At 63.0% G+C, this 16,492-nt stretch carries 18 protein-coding genes and 2 tRNA genes; 10 read left to right on the top strand and 10 right to left on the bottom strand.

Translation table 11 applies throughout. The features are described from left to right. Nucleotides 1-174: 174 nt before the first annotated feature. From NKH67_RS03360 to NKH67_RS03370, 3 genes are all read right to left on the bottom strand, one after another. The gene (locus NKH67_RS03360; protein WP_023676398.1) at nucleotides 175-1,566 is read right to left on the bottom strand and encodes a TolC family outer membrane protein; all 1,392 of its coding nucleotides are present in this window, start codon (nucleotides 1,564-1,566) and stop codon (nucleotides 175-177) included. A 187-nt stretch (nucleotides 1,567-1,753) separates the two neighbouring features. Then, entirely contained in the window at nucleotides 1,754-2,422 is a 669-nt protein-coding gene (locus NKH67_RS03365) for a protein-L-isoaspartate O-methyltransferase family protein (RefSeq protein WP_352500882.1), read from the bottom strand. 89 nt (nucleotides 2,423-2,511) lie between these two features. Next, nucleotides 2,512-2,585: transfer RNA gene (locus NKH67_RS03370), tRNA-Cys, on the bottom strand. A 217-nt stretch (nucleotides 2,586-2,802) separates the two neighbouring features. Here NKH67_RS03370 and NKH67_RS03375 point away from each other — a divergent pair. After that, complete coding sequence (locus NKH67_RS03375; protein ID WP_352451402.1) at nucleotides 2,803-3,003, top strand: hypothetical protein; 201 nt, start codon at nucleotides 2,803-2,805, stop codon at nucleotides 3,001-3,003. Nucleotides 3,004-3,067: 64 nt separating this feature from the next. Here the strand turns inward: NKH67_RS03375 and NKH67_RS03380 are convergent, their stop codons facing one another. Further along, on the bottom strand, nucleotides 3,068-3,328 hold the full coding sequence (locus NKH67_RS03380) for a hypothetical protein (RefSeq protein WP_023676401.1): 261 nt from the start codon (nucleotides 3,326-3,328) through the stop codon (nucleotides 3,068-3,070). 220 nt (nucleotides 3,329-3,548) lie between these two features. Here NKH67_RS03380 and NKH67_RS03385 point away from each other — a divergent pair. Further along, nucleotides 3,549-3,623, top strand: a tRNA-Asn gene (locus NKH67_RS03385). 255 nt (nucleotides 3,624-3,878) lie between these two features. On the opposite strand, the gene NKH67_RS03390 is transcribed toward NKH67_RS03385, so the two are convergent. Then, nucleotides 3,879-4,784 carry a LysR family transcriptional regulator gene (locus tag NKH67_RS03390; protein ID WP_352470378.1) on the bottom strand — a complete coding sequence of 302 codons (906 nt, stop codon included), beginning with the start codon at nucleotides 4,782-4,784 and terminating at the stop codon, nucleotides 3,879-3,881. Between the two features lie 186 nt (nucleotides 4,785-4,970). Between NKH67_RS03390 and NKH67_RS03395 the strand changes: the two genes are divergently transcribed. The 6 genes from NKH67_RS03395 (at nucleotide 4,971) to NKH67_RS03420 (ending at nucleotide 11,134) form a co-directional block, all read left to right on the top strand. Then, the gene (locus NKH67_RS03395) at nucleotides 4,971-5,198 is read left to right on the top strand and encodes a hypothetical protein (RefSeq protein ID WP_352470377.1); all 228 of its coding nucleotides are present in this window, start codon (nucleotides 4,971-4,973) and stop codon (nucleotides 5,196-5,198) included. 50 nt (nucleotides 5,199-5,248) lie between these two features. Then, entirely contained in the window at nucleotides 5,249-6,295 is a 1,047-nt protein-coding gene (locus tag NKH67_RS03400) for an alpha/beta hydrolase (protein WP_352500883.1), read from the top strand. 66 nt (nucleotides 6,296-6,361) lie between these two features. Next, entirely contained in the window at nucleotides 6,362-6,772 is a 411-nt protein-coding gene (locus tag NKH67_RS03405) for a cyclophilin-like fold protein (RefSeq protein WP_352500884.1), read from the top strand. Nucleotides 6,773-7,443: 671 nt separating this feature from the next. Beyond that, nucleotides 7,444-7,929, top strand: a complete 486-nt coding sequence (locus tag NKH67_RS03410) for a (2Fe-2S)-binding protein (protein ID WP_023676406.1) — start codon at nucleotides 7,444-7,446, stop codon at nucleotides 7,927-7,929. Beyond that, the gene (locus NKH67_RS03415) at nucleotides 7,926-8,915 is read left to right on the top strand and encodes an FAD binding domain-containing protein (protein ID WP_023676407.1); all 990 of its coding nucleotides are present in this window, start codon (nucleotides 7,926-7,928) and stop codon (nucleotides 8,913-8,915) included. The genes NKH67_RS03410 and NKH67_RS03415 overlap by 4 nt, the downstream gene beginning before the upstream one ends. Beyond that, nucleotides 8,912-11,134, top strand: a complete 2,223-nt coding sequence (locus tag NKH67_RS03420) for a xanthine dehydrogenase family protein molybdopterin-binding subunit (protein WP_023676408.1) — start codon at nucleotides 8,912-8,914, stop codon at nucleotides 11,132-11,134. Before NKH67_RS03415 ends, NKH67_RS03420 begins: the two co-directional genes overlap by 4 nt. On the opposite strand, the gene NKH67_RS03425 is transcribed toward NKH67_RS03420, so the two are convergent. Beyond that, a complete protein-coding gene (locus tag NKH67_RS03425; RefSeq protein WP_352500885.1) occupies nucleotides 11,112-12,311 on the bottom strand; it encodes an amidohydrolase in 1,200 nt (399 codons plus the stop codon). The genes NKH67_RS03420 and NKH67_RS03425 overlap by 23 nt on opposite strands. Before the next feature lie 84 nt (nucleotides 12,312-12,395). Between NKH67_RS03425 and NKH67_RS03430 the strand changes: the two genes are divergently transcribed. Next, on the top strand, nucleotides 12,396-13,226 hold the full coding sequence (locus tag NKH67_RS03430) for an AraC family transcriptional regulator (RefSeq protein ID WP_352500886.1): 831 nt from the start codon (nucleotides 12,396-12,398) through the stop codon (nucleotides 13,224-13,226). 70 nt (nucleotides 13,227-13,296) lie between these two features. Next, nucleotides 13,297-13,728, top strand: a complete 432-nt coding sequence (locus NKH67_RS03435) for a cupin domain-containing protein (RefSeq protein WP_352454539.1) — start codon at nucleotides 13,297-13,299, stop codon at nucleotides 13,726-13,728. A 54-nt stretch (nucleotides 13,729-13,782) separates the two neighbouring features. Here the strand turns inward: NKH67_RS03435 and NKH67_RS03440 are convergent, their stop codons facing one another. The 4 genes from NKH67_RS03440 to NKH67_RS03455 all read right to left on the bottom strand — a co-directional run bounded on the left by NKH67_RS03440 (nucleotide 13,783) and on the right by NKH67_RS03455 (nucleotide 16,457). Further along, nucleotides 13,783-14,229, bottom strand: a complete 447-nt coding sequence (locus tag NKH67_RS03440; protein WP_352454540.1) for a nuclear transport factor 2 family protein — start codon at nucleotides 14,227-14,229, stop codon at nucleotides 13,783-13,785. 130 nt (nucleotides 14,230-14,359) lie between these two features. Then, nucleotides 14,360-14,914, bottom strand: coding sequence for a nuclear transport factor 2 family protein (locus tag NKH67_RS03445; protein WP_352500887.1), 555 nt, complete (start codon nucleotides 14,912-14,914; stop codon nucleotides 14,360-14,362). Next, entirely contained in the window at nucleotides 14,911-15,894 is a 984-nt protein-coding gene (locus tag NKH67_RS03450; protein WP_352500888.1) for an alpha/beta hydrolase, read from the bottom strand. The genes NKH67_RS03445 and NKH67_RS03450 overlap by 4 nt, the downstream gene beginning before the upstream one ends. A 59-nt stretch (nucleotides 15,895-15,953) precedes the next feature. Then, nucleotides 15,954-16,457: a nuclear transport factor 2 family protein gene (locus NKH67_RS03455; RefSeq protein WP_352500889.1), complete on the bottom strand. Its 504-nt coding sequence runs from the start codon at nucleotides 16,455-16,457 to the stop codon at nucleotides 15,954-15,956. Nucleotides 16,458-16,492 lie beyond the last annotated feature (35 nt).

Here is a 16,492-nt window from a genome sequence, read left to right on the forward strand (position 1 = left end):
CGTTCTCAGATTTACTGTCCGGCAATGCCGGATTCGAATCATGGCAACAGCGTAACCGACGGAACGGCTTGCGAGAATCCCCAATCTGGCGACATCTCGGATTTCAACAGATTAGGGTCGAGAGTTGAAAGCCCGCGCGTCGTTCGAGCGCGGGCTGAAAACACGGCCTGGCGATCAGCGGCCGTCCGGCGTGCGCAGGCCGATCCACTTGTCCTTGACGGCGTTGTAATGCTCTTCGGGCCTGTACTTCGTCACGTTGAGCGCAAGGCGGTCTGCCGACAAATGGCCAACCGCCGAGAGGATGGCATAGCTCGCCACCACCACGTCGCGTTCGGCGCTGACAAGATTGATCTTGGCGGTGATGAGGGTCGCCTGCGCGTTGAGCACGTCGAGCGTGGTGCGCTGGCCGACATTGCGCTCTTCGATGACGCCGTTCAGGGCAAGCTGCGCGGCGGCGACCACCTGCCGGTTGGCCGTGACGCTTTGCTGCGCGGCGGTGTATTGCGACCATGCCGAGGTAACGGCCTGGCGCACCTGGTCGCGACTCACGTCGACTTCGATCCGCGCCTGGCTGAGCGATTCCTTGTTCTGGCGCACGGTCGCCGAGGTCCGTCCGCCGGAATAGATCGGCACGGTCAGTGTCGCGCCGATGTTCGCCGACGTCCTTGTGCCATCCTGCGATGCCCCAAGAACGCCCGGAACCGTGTTGCGATAGTCGCCGGAAACGCCGGCGCTAGCCGAAAGCTGCGGCAGCAGCGCGCCTTCGGCCGATTTAACCGAAAACGCCGCCGCGTCGACCAGGTGCTCGGTGGCGAGGATGGCCGGATGTTCGGCCGATGCGATCGCGATCGCTGCATCGAGGCTCGACGGCAACAGCTTCGACAGCGGCGAAGCCGGCCTGAGACGGCCGGGCTCATCGCCGACGATCTGGCGATAGGTCGCGGCACTTGCCAGCGCCGTGGCGCGGGCGGCGCTCAACTGCGCCACCGCGGAGGCACGCTGCGCGTCGGCTTGCGCGACGTCGGTGCGGGTACCTTCGCCGACCTCGAAGCGCGAACGCGCCGCACGCGCCTGCTCGGTCAGGAATTGCAGGTTCTGTTCGGTCAGCACCGCGATCTGGCGGTCGCGGATGACGTCCATATAGGCACTTGCCGCGTTGAAAAGGGTGTTTTCTTCGGTGTTGCGCAGGCTCTCGACCGAGGCGCTGACCCGCGCTTCGGCGGCCGCGACGTTGTTCCTGGTCTGAAAGCCGTCGAACAGGGTTTGATTGATCTGGACGCCAAAGTTGCCGGTAGTTATGCGCGCGGTTCGACTAGTACCATTGATATGGGTGCTGGTGTAGTCGATGTCCGCGGAACCGGTGATGGTCGGGCGCCAGCCGGACTTTGCGATTGCAACGCCCTCGTCGGTGACGCGAACGCCGGCGCGTGTCGAATTAAGCGAGGAATTGTTCTGATAGGCTTTTGAAAGGGCCCCGAGAATGGTTTCGGCCGAGGCGGCCATTGGAGAAAGCGCGGTCGCCGAAACGAGGACAGCGGTAAAAAGCAACTTGCGTACAGACGGCACGTTATATTCCCTCATTCGTTTTGCACGGGAACTGCGCCACGCTGGCTTCTCCTTCTGATCAGCCGGCGCCGCGTTTTTTATCGTTCCCCCGCTGAAAGCCCCCAAGAAACACCCGGTTATGCAGATCAGCAACGATTGTTCAAACGCAAGCGATCATGACAGCGCCTTCGCTGCAAGGCAAAATCACTCAGAATTCGAAGGCGGGAATGCGTTCGAATCCCGGTAGTGGCTTAATTGCCGCATTAAATGCGCGTCTTCCCGTTACAACCCCTCCAGTCTTAAAAAAAAGCCGGGCTACGCCCGAATTGCCCTGCCCCTCCACGGCGACGAGTCGGCCGCCTTCGGCAAGCTGGTCGAACAGCGCCGCCGGCACCTCGCCGACGCTGCCGCCGATCAGGATGACGTCGTAAGGCGCCTTATCTGCGTGGCCTTGCGGCAGCGGCCCCTGGACCACGGTGACATTGCCGCAACCGAGTGCCGCAAGCGTCGAAGTGGCGGTCTCGGCCAGCGCCGCATCGCTTTCCAGCGCGACCACGGACCTTGCCAGCCGCGACAGGATCGCCGCCGCATAGCCGGTGCCGCAGCCGACATCGAGTGCCGAATCGCTTGGGCCGATATCGGCCAGCTGCATCAGCTTGGCCAATGGCGACGGTTCCATCAGATAGCGCGGGCCATCGGCCGTATCGGCAATGCGGATGTCCTCGTCGATATAGGCAAGATCGCGCTGGCCGGGGGCAACAAAGGCCTCGCGCGGCACCACAAGCATCGCCTCGAGCAACGGCGCGCTGGTCACGTCGGTGGTGCGGATCTGGCCGTCGACCATCTTCACCCGGCGTTCGGCAAAATCAGCGCTCATGTTCCAACCATCCGCTTGCCGCGCAAAGGCCGCGGCTGTTTCGACCGGAACTGAAGCCCCCTGGCGCTGACGCGCGGGAGCTCGGGCATTGGAGGCCTCGCCCGGAATCGAACCGGGGTGCAAGGATTTGCAGTCCTCTGCGTAACCACTCCGCCACGAGGCCTCATTGCTCCCGGCGTTCCACCCGGCTCCAATAGGTTGCGGCGAAAATGCCGTCAAGCGGCCACCATGCATTCCCAACGGTTCCTCGACATTCCATGCCCTGCCTTATCAACGCAATGCCCATCTTAGCAATAACATATTAGCTTATCGTTAAGCATGATTCTGGGCGACGGGAACCCGAAACCGGCGGCCACGTTGGGCGAAGAGGAGGCTCCGCCATGCGTCGAGCAGCTACGAAGGACGGCACGTCGCGCGGATTGTCGCAGTCTGCAGAGCTTGTGCGCTATGCCATCGATCGCCTCAGCATAGAAGGCGCAAACACCCTGCCGCCGCGCGACCGGGCGCGGCTGGCATCGGCTACCGCCGTTCTCAAGGAGCTTTGCGAACGTCTGGAGAGCTGCTTCGACCAACCTCGGTAAACGTATGGGCGGACGACGCCGCTCGCCGACATATGGCAGGCTGGCGGCCGTCAGCGGGGCAATCTCAGTCAGGCCGGCGCCGTCGCTCCCACCAGACGACGAAGCGGCGCCGATGACGACGCACCAAGGCAAATTCGTAGGAGAGCACCAGCAGTCCGATCGGTACCATCCAGAAACCCAGGATCGGCAGGAAGCCGAGAATGCCGCCGATGATCAGCACGACGCCGATCGCAATCCTGAGGCCGCGCGAGCGCGGCATGGTGAACTGGCGGCCGAAGACCGAGATTTTCCGGGCTGGTGGCTGTTCGTCGCTCATTGCCGTCATGTGAAATGTCGATCCGTTTGCATCAGTAGCACCATCAGCCGGAGAAAGCCGCAACGGCCTTTTCTGTTCCTTGACAAGCGAGAGACAGCTCATATGAGGGCGCTCGCCGGCCATTGCCAGCAAGCCTCGCGCCAAAAAGCATCGAAAAAATGCGAAATGCTTCTTTGCAAAGCCGAAACGGGTTTGCTATAGGCTGCCCCACTCACATGAGAGCCTCTGTTCCCCGGTAGCTCAGTGGTAGAGCAACCGGCTGTTAACCGGTTGGTCGCTGGTTCGAATCCGGCCCGGGGAGCCAACATCTACGCTGCGGTGCGATGCGGCCGGACCTATTCAATTTCCCTGTAGGATCATGCGCTTCGCTCCAGCCGGCGCGATGGGGAAGAAAGTTGTGGCCAACCTTCGCGCAAGCATCGACGCGATGTTCTGGTTATAACTAACGTTTCGAGTTGGATACCGGACCTCGACCTATGCCTTTCCTGCTGCGCCTATCGAGATTCAGGAATGAGCCGCTATCGACCACGCCCCTGAGTACAATATGACGAAGGGAACATCACGATCCCGACGGATCCCGATGCCGCAACGCGTCGACAATGATCTTGAACGCAGGAAGGTTTTGGCGGCGGCTCGGATAATAGAGAAAATAGCCATCGAAGAAGGGTGACCAGTCGTCGAGGACCTTCACCAGCAATCCTGAGACGACGTGCCGCTCCACGATGTTCTCGGGAACATAGGCGATGCCATAGCCACTCACTGCAGCGTCGATCATGGCGTAGGAGTTGTTGAAGGTAAGTTGACCGTCCACACGGACACGCAGCGCCTGTCCATCCTTCTCGAACTCCCATGCGTACAGACCACCGGCGGTTTCGTGACGCATGTTGATGCAGACGTGCCGGACCAGATCCTGCGGATGCACAGGCACGCTGTGCGCCGCGAAGTATCGCGGCGAAGCCACGGCGACTAAGCGCCAGTCCGGGCCGATGCGGACCGCGATCATGTCTTTCTCGACGCTTTCTCCAAGCCGGACACCGGCATCAAAGCCTTCCTCGACAATGTTGCGGAAGGTGCTGTCCAGGATCAGTTCGACGCCGATGTCGGGATAGCCGCTGAGGACCGGCTTAAGCTTCGGCCAGACCACGCTTTCGAGCGCGTGGTCGGACAGGGTCAACCTGATCGAGCCTGACGGCTTTTCGCGGAGCGCCATCAGCGCTGTGATCTCGTCTTCGATTTCACCAATGCGCGGGGTGATCGTCTGTAGCAGCCTTTCGCCCGCAACGGTCGTCGCGACATTACGCGTCGTGCGGGTCAGAAGGCGTATGCCCATGCGTGTTTCGAGCTGCTTGATCGTGTGACTGAGCGTCGATTGCGCGACGCCGAGCTTTGCCGCCGCCTTGGTGAAGCTGCGCTCTTCTGCGACAGCCTGAAACCACGTCAATTGGTTGAGATCGGTTCTGGCCATGAAGTTTCTCTCTCCGTCGCTTGCAGCGGATTATTCGATATAGTCGATAGGTTCATGCCGATTTATAGGGGTAATCGCTTTATGGCAAAACCATTAGGTTTGCACTGCAACAATGCATTACCGCGATGTCGGTGATTTGGATGACATGGATGTCGCAAAATGCGGCCGAGGCCGCGGGCAAGCCTGATGGTCGCGGCGATCCAGGCTTCGATCCTTCTGGGCGCGGTAGTCGGAGGGGTGCTGCTGTATGGTCTGACGATCTCCGCGATCTTCATCGGCAGCTTGGTTCTGGCCGGCTTCGCAATCGCGCTGATCGGCAACGGTCGGCGTCTGCTCAAACTCGAAGAGGACTGGCCAAAGTGGCGAGTGGTTCAATTCCAACCCAAACTTACAGGAGATCGGAAATGCCTTTGAATACCCCTGATACGAAAATACCAGCGCGTGAAATCCACCGGCGGGAGCTTTTGAAGCTGACCGGCTCCGGCATCGCCGCCTTCAGTGGGGCGTCACTCTTCAACTTTCCCTTCGCAAAGGCTCAAGACATGTCAAACGGTGCAAACAATTTCTATACAAGCGGTCAGGTGACGCTGGAGAAAGTGACCTTCAAAAGCCAATACCAGATGAATATTGCGGGAAATCTGCTCGTTCCCAAGAACCTCGACCGCAATGCACGTCATCCGGCCATCGTCGTCGGCCATCCAATGGGCGCGGTGAAAGAGCAAAGCGCGACCCTATATGCCACCAAGATGGCCGAGCAGGGCTTCATCGCCATGGCGATCGACCTGCCATTCTGGGGCGAGAGCGAGGGCGAAGCCCGACAGATCGTTTCACCGGATGTCTACGCCGAGGCGTTCAGCACGGCGGTGGACTTCCTCGGGACACACGCGTTCGTGGACCGCAACCGCATTGGCGCGATTGGTGTCTGCGGCAGCGGCAGCTTCGTCATCAGCGCCGCCAAGATCGACCCGCGCATGCGCGCCATCGCCACGGTCAGCATGTATGACATGGGCGCGGCGAACCGAAACGCACTCAATCACTCGCTAAGCGTCGAGCAACGGAAGCAGATCATCGCAGCGGCCGCCGAACAGCGCTACTCCGAATTCGAAGGCGGCCAAGTCCAGTATACGGGCGGCACTGATCTCGAACTGACCGCGTCGACGCATCCCATCCAGCGCGAGTTCTACGATTTCTATCGGACACCCCGCGGAGAGTTTACCCCGGCGGGTGTCTCCGACCAGATAACGACTAAGCCGACGCTGACCAGCAACGTCAAATTCATGAACTTCTACCCGTTCAATGACATCGAGACGATCTCGCCGCGCCCAATGCTGTTCATCAGCGGCGATCAGGCGCATTCGAGGGAATTCAGCGAGGAAGCCTACAGACTGGCAGCCGAGCCCAAGGAACTGGTTTGGGTCCAGGGCGCCGGTCACGTCGATCTCTACGACCGTGTGGACCTGATTCCGTTCGACAGGCTTACCAGCTTCTTCAATCAGCACCTCTCCGCGTGACTGACGAGATGGAGCCTGTGTTTGCTGGGGCGGGCTCCATCTGCCTAGAAAACGGAGGAATGACCCGTGCTGAAATCACTGCTGAGCGCTGGCGTTATTGCATTTGGAATGGTTGGACCCAGGATGGCTCAAGAACGTATTCGCATTTCATCAGACTGGGGCGAGGTCACGGCCGATCTTGCCGATAACGAAGCCGCAAAATCTCTTGCTCAGATGTTGCCGCTTTCCATTGAGATGAGCGACCACCTTCGCCAGGAGAAGACCGGTAATCTACCGGCTCTATTGCCGGAACAGAGACGGCAGCGCGACTTCTCGGTCGGCACGCTCGGGCTGTGGAGTTCCGATCATTTCGTGATCTACTATCGGAATGGTCGCGTCCCGTCGCCCGGCATCGTTGTGCTCGGGAAGGTCGCCGGCGATGTTTCGATATTTGATCGTCCCGGTTCCGTCACGGTGAGAATTGAACGTGCTGGCTGAGGCGTGTGCAGCGCGGTGGCATCACGGGAAACAGCGGCACGAGCCGGGTGCGGATTTCGACAGCGCCTGCCCCTGCGGTCACAGACGCCACGACCGGCATGGAGCACCTCCTTGCCACCGCGGCGACCCGCTCCCTGATTTCCCTCGTGATCGTACTGATCCCCAGGCCGCGTTCAACACTGCCGCGCGATACCGTCCCTAGCCGACCTTCACGAGCAATCCTCCTCGGCCCGCCGGCAACGAGTAGCGCCTCAGTGCGATCACCGTCACGTTTCGTTTCCTGTGCGCTTGCGGCGAATCCTGGCGTCGTCCGATCGCGAACTCGTAGTTCTCAGCTTCATCTTTCATTTGCCGGACGACATTGCCAGTCGCAAGGCCGCCCTGCCCTGGAAAGCCGCCTGCCCTAGATTGGACAGCGGCGCGGCAATGTTCCCAATGCAGGCCGCCCAAGCCAACCTGAATGACGGGAATTACGGAATTACGGTGACACTTTTTGCGGCGGCATTCAGGGCGTTTCCGCCGCAAATCTCAAATGCGCGTTTTTTAGCCTTCCCTGACCGGCAGCGCCTTTTCACCGGAATCGACCGCCCTATTTTCGCCTCGACAGGTGGGTGGCTGCTTGCTGGACGAGTCCTTGCGGCGAGTACGGCATGTGCTTCGAGGTACCCCACATGAACTTCCACGATCGGCACCTATTGAGGTTGCGGGTGAACGGAGAGGATCACAGCCTTTCCGATCTCGATCCCCGCGTCACGCTGCTCGACCTGCTGCGCGAGCGGCTGCATCTGACCGGAACGAAAAAGGGATGCAATTTCGGCGAGTGCGGCGCCTGCACCGTGCATCTCGACGAACGGCGTGTGAATGCCTGCATGATACTTGCCGTGTCCTGCGAGGGACGCGAGGTCACGACGATCGAAGGCCTGGCAAACGGCGATGCGCTTCATCCCGTGCAGCAGGCGTTCATCGATCATGATGGTTTCCAGTGCGGATTCTGCACGCCCGGCCAGGTGATGTCGGCGGCGGCGCTGATCGAGGAGGGACACACCGGCTCCGATGCGGAGATCCGCGAATGGATGAGCGGCAATCTGTGTCGCTGCTCGGCCTATCCGCAAATCGTCGAGGCGGTGCGCTCAGCAGCCGGGAGGGCGAGCCAATGACCCCATTCGTCTATGCGCGCGCCGATAGCCTGGGCGAAACGATCGCAGCCGGTGCCGCGCCGGACAGCGCCTTTCTCGCCGGCGGCACCGAATTGCTCAACTGGCTGCGCCTTGGCATTGCCGAGCCGACCCGGATCATCGACATCTCCCGCCTCGACGGGCTGGATCAGGTCGAGGCACTGCCCGGCGGCGGCTTGACGATCGGCGCGCTGACGCATCTCAACGATGTCGCGCAGCATGCGCTGGTCATGCGCGACTATCCGGTGTTGAGCCAGGCGATCCTCAACGCCGCATCGCCGCAGCTGAGAAACCTAGCAACGATAGGCGGCAATCTTCTGCAGAAGACGCGCTGCGCCTATTTCCGTGCCGAAGAGCAGTTGCCATGCAACAAGCGTCAGCTCGGCTCCGGCTGCTCGGCATTGCATGGCATCAACGACAATCACGCGATATTCGGCTGGACCGAGGATTGCGTCGCCACCCAGCCATCCGACCCGGCGGTGGCGCTGGCAGCACTTGATGCGGTCATCGTCACCGCGCACCGCAGCGGCGGCCGGCGCATTCCGGCAGCGGAATTCCACCTGCTTCCCGACACGCGGCCCGAGGCAGACAATGTGTTGCAGCAAGGCGAACTGATCACGGCAATCGAGCTGCCGGCGCCGGCGCCGCGATCGGCTTACCTCAAGGTGCGCGAGCGCGAATCCTACGAATACGCCATCGTCTCTGCCGCCGCTGTGCTGGAGATGGACGGCCAAACCATCCGTCGGGCGGCCCTGGCGCTGGGGTCCGTCGCGCTGCGGCCGTGGCGGCTGAGCGCCGCCGAGGAGCAGCTCGCCGGTGCCGAAATCGGCGATCGCGAGGCGTTGAGCACCGCTATCGAGCAATCCTTCGCCGAAGCGCGTCCCTTGTCGCAGAACGCCTACAAGATCGAACTGGCCAAGACCGCCGCTTTGCGGGCGATCGAAAGAGCAGCGAGGATGCCGTCATGATGATCAGCCAGCCTGTTGCCCGCCCTGACGGCGGCGTCAAGGTGACCGGCCGCGCCCGCTATGCGGCCGACTATTTTGCCCCCGATCTGCTCCATGCGGTGCTGGTGACCGCGCCCGTTCCCGCCGGCCGCGTGACGTCGATCATGGTCGACGACGCGCTCGCCGAGGAAGGCGTCGTGCGTGTGCTCACGCATGAGGACATGCCCAAATTCGGCCGGTTCGCATCGCCGAGGGCCGAGCCGGATACGCAGATGCAGCAGGCCGAAGGCCCGCCGGCAGCGCAGAGCTTCATGCCCATGCAGGGCGACGAGATACGTCACGAGGGTCAGCCGCTTGCCATTGTGCTGGGCGAGACGCTGGAGGCAGCGGAGGCCGGTGCCCGCCGCGTCGCATTGCGCTACGAGTTCGCCGAGCCGGAATTGCCGGCACCGCCGGAGTGGACCGCCATCGACAAGGCTGCGGTCGTGCCGAGGGAGAGCGGCTTCCTGTTCCTGGAGCCGACGTTTACCAAGGGCGAGGTCGACCGCGGGCTTGCTGACGCTGCCGCCATGGTCGAAGCCGTCTACCTGCAGCCGTCGCGCCATCACAACGCCATGGAGCCCTCGGCGACGCTCGCCGAATGGAATGACGGAGAGCTGACGCTGCACGACGCCACGCAACACGTCTACGGTGTCCGCCAGGTGGTTGCCGCCCGCATGAATGTCCCGGCCGAGAAGGTCCGCGTGATTTCCCGCCATACCGGCGGCGGCTTCGGCGGCAAGGGCTGGATCTGGCCGCATCAGGTGCTGGCCGCCGCCGCCGCGCGCATCATGCAGCGCCCGGTCAGGCTGGCGCTCAGCCGCGCCAATGCCTATTCCTGCCTCGGGTATCAGCCGCGCATGGCACAGAAGATCGTGCTGGCGGCGGACAGGTCGGGCAAGCTGACGGCCGTGCAGCAGGACGTGGTCAACCTGACCACCGTGACCGACGATTTCGTCGAGTTCGCCACCGAAGCCTCGAAGGGTCTCTACGCCACGCCGGCCATGCGTCTCAGCCAGCGCGTGGAGCGCGCAAACGTCGCCATGCCGACGCCGCTGCGCGCGCCGGTCGAGGGTCCGGGCACCTGGGCGCTTGAAAGCGCGATGGACGAGCTCGCCCACCGCCTCGGCATCGATCCGCTCGACCTGCGTCTGATCAACCATGCGGACACGGATCCGGCCACCGGCCAGCCCTGGTCATCGAAGAAGCTGCGCGAGGCCTATGAGGAAGGCGCCCGCCTGTTCGGCTGGCGCGAGCGCCCGCGCAAGCCGCAACGCGACGGCGATTGGCTGATCGGCTACGGCATGGCAACCTGCAGCATGGGCTGTTTCCGCAACCCGACGCCTGCAGCCGAGGTCAGGCTGCACAGGGACGGCACGGTGCTCATCCGCACCGGCACCCAGGACATAGGGACCGGAACACTCACCATCTTTCCGCAGATCGCGGCCGACGTGCTGGGCCTGCCGATGGAGAAGATCGAGTTGGAAATGGGCGATACGCAGCTGCCGGAGGCGGGGCCGACCTATGGCTCGTCATCGACCATGGGGGTGGGCGCGGCGGTGCTTGCCGCCGCCGAAGATGCGCGTTCGCAGCTTGCCCGTCTTGCCAATCTGCTGCCGGACGAGGTGGAGATGCAGGACGGCAAGATTCGCCGCAAAGGCGCTGCCGGCGGTCAGACGATCGCCGACGTTATGAGCCATACCGACATCGGCGAGATCACCGGCTCCGGCTCGTTCGATCCGGCGCAGCATGGCAAAGGCCTCGCCATGCGCACTTTCGGCGCGATTTTCATGGAGGTCGGCGTCGATCCGGGGCTCGGCCTGCTCAGGCTTCGTCGCGCCGTCGGCAGCTACAGCGCCGGCCGCATCGTCAATCCCCGCACCGCACGCAGCCAGATGACGGGCGGCATCATCTGGGGCTGGGGCATGGCGGCAATGGAGCAGAGCAGGCACGAACCGGTGCTTGGCCGGTTCCTGTCGAAGAACCTTTCCGGGGTCGCCATTCCGGTCAACGCCGACATTCCCGGCGACATCATAATCCACTTCGTCGATGAGGTGGACGAGCATGCCAGCCCGATCGGCGGCAAAGGCATCGGCGAACTCGGCGCCACCGGCGTTGCCGCTGCTGTTGCCAACGCCGTCTTCGACGCCACAGGCAAGCGGATCCGGGAGTTGCCGATCACGCCGGAAAAACTGCTGTAGAAGGATCGGCCCGCGGAAGCGTCTGCTCGACGAGGTTGACGTAATAGCGCATTACCGTCGGCACGATCTCGTCGTTGAAGACGTAGCGGTCGCCGTGCAGGCTTTCGCCCGGGCCGACCTCGCCGGCGCCGATCCACGCATAACAGCCGCCGGCGTCGCGGATCATGAAAGCGAAATCCTCGCAGCCGAGACTGGGGCTGAACGCGGTCAAGACATTCTCCCGGCCGACGACGGAGGCGGCGGCCTCGACGGCGCGGGCCGTCGCATCCGCCGTATTGATCAGCGGCGGATAGCCCTTCCTGTAGTCGAGCCTGGCCTTGAGCGAATGCGCGGCGGCAATACCTTGTGCGATCTCGCCGATCAGCCTCTCGCAATGGTCGGAAAGGCCGTGCTCGAAGAAGCGGCAGGTGCCTTGCAGCCAGACCTTGCCCGGCACGATGTTGCCAACATTGCCGCCATGGATCTGCGTGATGCTGACGACAAGCGCGCTCTGCGGGTCGACCGAGCGGCTGACCATGCGCTGGACGGCTTGCACGAAGGCGCCCGCGGCCAGGATCGGGTCATCCCCGAGCTGCGGCATGGCGGCATGAGCGCCAAGACCCTCAAAGGTCAGTTCGAAATTATCGACGGCCGCCATTTGCGGCCCGACGCGGGCGGCGATCGTCCCCAGCCTGATGCCCGGCCAGTTGTGAACCGCATAGACCGCTTCGACCGGAAAGCGCTTGAACAGGCCGTCCCCGATCATGCGCATGCTGCCGCCCTCGTTCTCCTCGGCCGGCTGAAAGATGAAAGTGACGGTGCCGTCGAAGGTGCGCGACTCGCTAAGCAATTTGGCGGCGCCGAGCAGAATCGCGGTGTGGCCGTCATGGCCGCAGGCGTGCATCACGCCCTCTTGCCTCGAAGCATAGGACAGGCCGGTTTTCTCCAGCACCGGAAGCGCGTCGAGCTCGGCGCGAAGGCCGATAGCGCGTGCGCCGCCGCCGCTGCGCAGGACACCGACGACGCCGGTGCCGCCGATCCCTTCATGCACCTCGTCGACGCCGAAGGAGCGCAGTTTCTCTGCAACGAAACGCGCCGTTTCGTGTTCATTGAATGCGAGCTCCGGATTGGCATGAATATGGTGCCGCCAGCCTATGACCTCTGGTGTCAGCGCGGCGATCCGGTCATTGTGCAGCATGATGGCTCCTTTCCGCCGACAAAAAGCGGCTTGGTTTGCCAGCCATAGAAGGCCCCGCGAGAGGCGTCTTGAACCGGATTGACCATGGCAAGGACAAACGAAGCGGCAGAGACCGGGAAATACTGGCGCCATCCGTGCTTCCCCGACCTGGGCCTGTTCGAGGCGCGCTTCACCCAGCACCGCTACGACCTGCACACGCACCCGACCTATGTGATCGCCCTGATCACCTCGGGCTGCGAGCGCATTCGCATCGGCCGTCAAAGCGTTCTCGCTCCGGCGGGCACCATTGCCGTCGTCAATCCCGAGGAGTGGCATGACGGCGAACGCGGGGCGTATGAAGGCTGGGCCTACCGGACGTTTTATCCTTCGGTGCCGCTGATGAGCGCGCTTGCCGACGAACTCGGCCGCGACGGCGCTCCGGTGTTTTCGCGCGCGACTATCGAAGACAGTGGTCTCGCCGCAGCATTGATGTCAGCACACCAAGGCTCGACGTCCCCAGACTCAATGACGGCCGAGACGTCCCTGCTCGTGGCGCTGCGACGGCTGATCGTTCGGCATGGCGACTCGAGCGGACAGGCCGAAGAGATCGAAAGCTCCGGATCGCAGCGAAGATTTTCCCTCTACCGCGATCTTGTCGAAAGCGAGCTTGGCTCGCAGCTCGACCTCAAGCGGCTTGCCGGCGCGGCTGGCGTGACCCGGTTCCAGGTCATCCGCGACTTCAACAAGGTAATTGGCCTGACGCCGGCGGCCTATATCCGTGACCGGCGATTGCGCCGGGCGAGTGCGCTGATCGAACGGGGATTTGGCCTCGCCGACGCCGCCATCGCGGCGGGTTTCGCCGACCAGAGCCATCTGTCCCGTACCTTCCGGGCCATGCATGGCATGACGCCAGGCATGTTCAGAAGAGCGGGATAAGGCGCTCCTGAACAGACAAGCTTGCGCGCCAATGCTTGCTGCGCAATGCTGACGCAGCTCGGGGGGAATCATGCGAAAAATCTTGGCTTCGACGCTGCTGCTCGCGGCAGTTCTATCCGCAACGGCTGCCCAGGCGCTGGACGCCAGCGGCACGCCGGTTGTCGTGACCCCGCTTGCCTCTCGCACCGAGACTGCATCCGGCCAGCCGATCACGCTGCCGCAGAAGAACGTCCAGGTCCTGGTCTCGGCCTATCAGATCGCGCCGGGCGCGACCTTGCCGGTCCACAAGCATCCGTTTCCGCGCTATGCCTATGTCGAGGCCGGCACGCTTCAGGTCACCAACGTCGAGACCGGCAAGAGCAACACCTATCAAACAGGTGATTTCATCATCGAGATGATCGGGCAATGGCATCAGGCGACCAATGTCGGCGCCGATCCGGTCAAGCTGCTGGTCATAGACCAGGTCGAAGAGGGCACCAAGAACACGGTGTTGCGCCAGTAGCTGCCACGTCTGAAAACGGCGTCCGGGCGGATCCAGCACGGCGCGTAACAGCCGTCAGAACGCGAATCCCTCCGGCAAATTGTGATTCCAATAGCCTTCCTCGACAAGTTCACTTATGCGCCAGCCCTCGGACGTGCGTACGACGCGGTCTCGATACCAAAGCCCCTGGAAGAAGACCTGCCTTTTGCCTTCGCCGAGGTCGACCACCATCGGGCATGAACAATGCACGCGCGCGCTGGCCTCATCCCCTCGGAGATCCAGAAGGATTGTCGAAATGGCGTGCTGCGAGATCAATATCTTCGAAAGGGCGCCTTTCATGTAAGCAACATGCTCGTCCACACCGCTCCTGATTCCACCTGTTACAGTGTCGTCAAGCACGGCATCGGGTGTGAATATTTTGCGATAGGCTTCCCAGTCGCGATCGTCCACCGCATAGCAATAGCGAACAAGCAGCTGTTCGATCTCAAGCCTATCGGAAACCTCCTGCAATGAAAGGGTCATGTCCTGTCTCCGCGGTTGGCGGCACTAATGCCGCATGCGCCAAGCCTGCCCCGACATTTCGATCAATATTCACGTTGCCGATGCCCCGAGCAACCTCGCCGCGCGATTGGGCATGCGCAAACCCGAACACTCATTTGGCCTCCGCCTTTACCCGGCTGGCAGCGGCGGCCAGCACGGCGCGATCCCCCTCTTCGTACAAGCGGCGGATGGAGATTGCCTTGACGCGCCAGCCTTCCGGCGTCCGCACCAGCCGGTGGAGATAGCTGCCGCCGACCGTCCAGAACCGCCCGTCGATCCAGTGGGCTGCGCGGACATGGCTGCGTGCGACCGCGTCATTGCCCGCGCCCTCGACAGTGATGTTGGTGATGAGGTGCTGGGTGGCGTCGAAGCCCGGCAGCAGCCCTTGCCATTGGGCGATCAGCGCGTCGCGGCCGCTGGTCGTGACCTCGCCGCCGAAGAGGCTGGTATAGTCGGTCGTGACACGGGCCGCGAAATAGGATCTGACCCGGTCCCATTCACGCAGATCGGCATAGAGGCCAATCCCGGCAATCGCTTCCGCGATAGCGATCCTGTCGTCGACCGTCAGCGCATCTCCCGATGCGCTCGAGGCGGGCGTCGAGACCGCGGAAATCATCGCAGCGGAAACCACCGAGACCAGGACATGCCGGCGGGTGACGAGGCTCATTGTCCCGCCTCCCCCGCACCGCCCAGCGTTGCGCGGAAATGCGCGGCGACGGCATCGCTCGCCGCCTTCACCGGCGCGGCACGGTCGTAGAAATCGAACTGGGTGACGTTGTCGAGCCACAGCTCCCGCCTGGAGCTGGTCAGCCGCGCGTAAAACTTGTGCGCACCCTGCGGAATGGCAGCCGCCTCGCTGTGCACCATCAGAAAAGGCTGGTTCAGGCGCGGAGCCGCCCGGATCGCATCGAACCCCAACCAGCCGCGCCAGAACGCCGGATCGGCCTCGTTGCGCCAGGCCGGGAGCATGCCGCGATCGGGCTCGGTGTAGTAAGGCACCTTGAACATGACCGCGCGCTCGTCGGTCAGGCTCGCGGCCGGCAAGAACGTTTGCTTGCCGGTGCGGCGATACTCGGTCTCGGCCGCATCGCCGGCGGCTTCAAGCCTGGCGACGCCGTCGTTGCCGCCATAGGTCTGCTCGACCACTTCGGCATCCTGCAACCAGGGCGCAACGAGGGCGACCGACTTGATCGCGGCGTTTCCTGCCGCGGCGGTGACCATATAGCCGGAGCTGGCGCAAATGCCGAGCCCGCCGATGCGGTCCTGATCGGTCTCGGGCCGGGTCGCGAGATAGGCGACCGCCGCTTCGATGTCGGCGATCTTGGCGTTAGGATCCTCGTACTGGCGGCGCATGCCGCCGCTTTCGCCCCAGCCGCGAAAATCGAAGGTCAAGGCGACGAAGCCGCGATCGGCCATCTCGCGGGCGTAGCGGGCCGGCATCTGTTCCTTCACCGTCATCCAGGCGCCGGTCACGACCAGCGCCGGCCGAGGTTTTGCCGCGTCCAGATCCTCTGGCAAATAGAGCTCGCCGACAAGCTGCTCACCATGCGAGGAGAATGTGACGCGCTCGACGCGCGGTGCGGCGACGGCATTGGAGGCGGCGAGCGCGGCGGTGGTTGCTACGGCAAGTGTCAGGGTTTTAAGCATCGCAAGTCTCCTTTGGCTTGGAGTGAGAAGCGCTGCGCGTTGCGAGAAAGACCGCCGTCTCAGCGCTGGCCAGCCAGTCGGCCGGGCAGCGGCTTCAGCGGGTAATGCGCCCAGTAGAAGGCGTCCGACTGGTACATGTCGGTCAAAAAATTCTGTGCCTCGGCGATCTTGCCGTCCTGGATGCGAAACATCAGCGCGTAGAGCTGGTCGATCTCGGGACCTGAGCCGACATTCGACCAGCCGCGATGGACGTCGACGACGAGGTCGCCCTGCGCCTGGAAGAAGATCGGCCCGGCCTTGAATTTGCCATCGGCCAGGCCGCGGAAGAAGGCGACCACCTCGTCCGGCCCGCGCTTGTCGCCGGCGAGCGGATGATGGCCGGGAATGCGCCACACGATGTCGGGCGCAAGGAAGGACCGGACGGCCTCGGGATTGCCGGTCGCGTAAGCTGCGTAATAGTCCTTGACGAGCTGGATGTTGCGGTCTTCCAGCGGACCGCCGTGCGCCGGGGCGGCAGACGCCGCCAGAAGAGCGCCGGCGGCGAGCGAAGCGAGCCTGTTCATCGGTCCTTTCTCCCTGCCTGTTCGAGCCACGCAAC

The organism is Mesorhizobium sp. M0968, assembly GCF_040319065.1.
Lineage (GTDB): Bacteria > Pseudomonadota > Alphaproteobacteria > Rhizobiales > Rhizobiaceae > Mesorhizobium.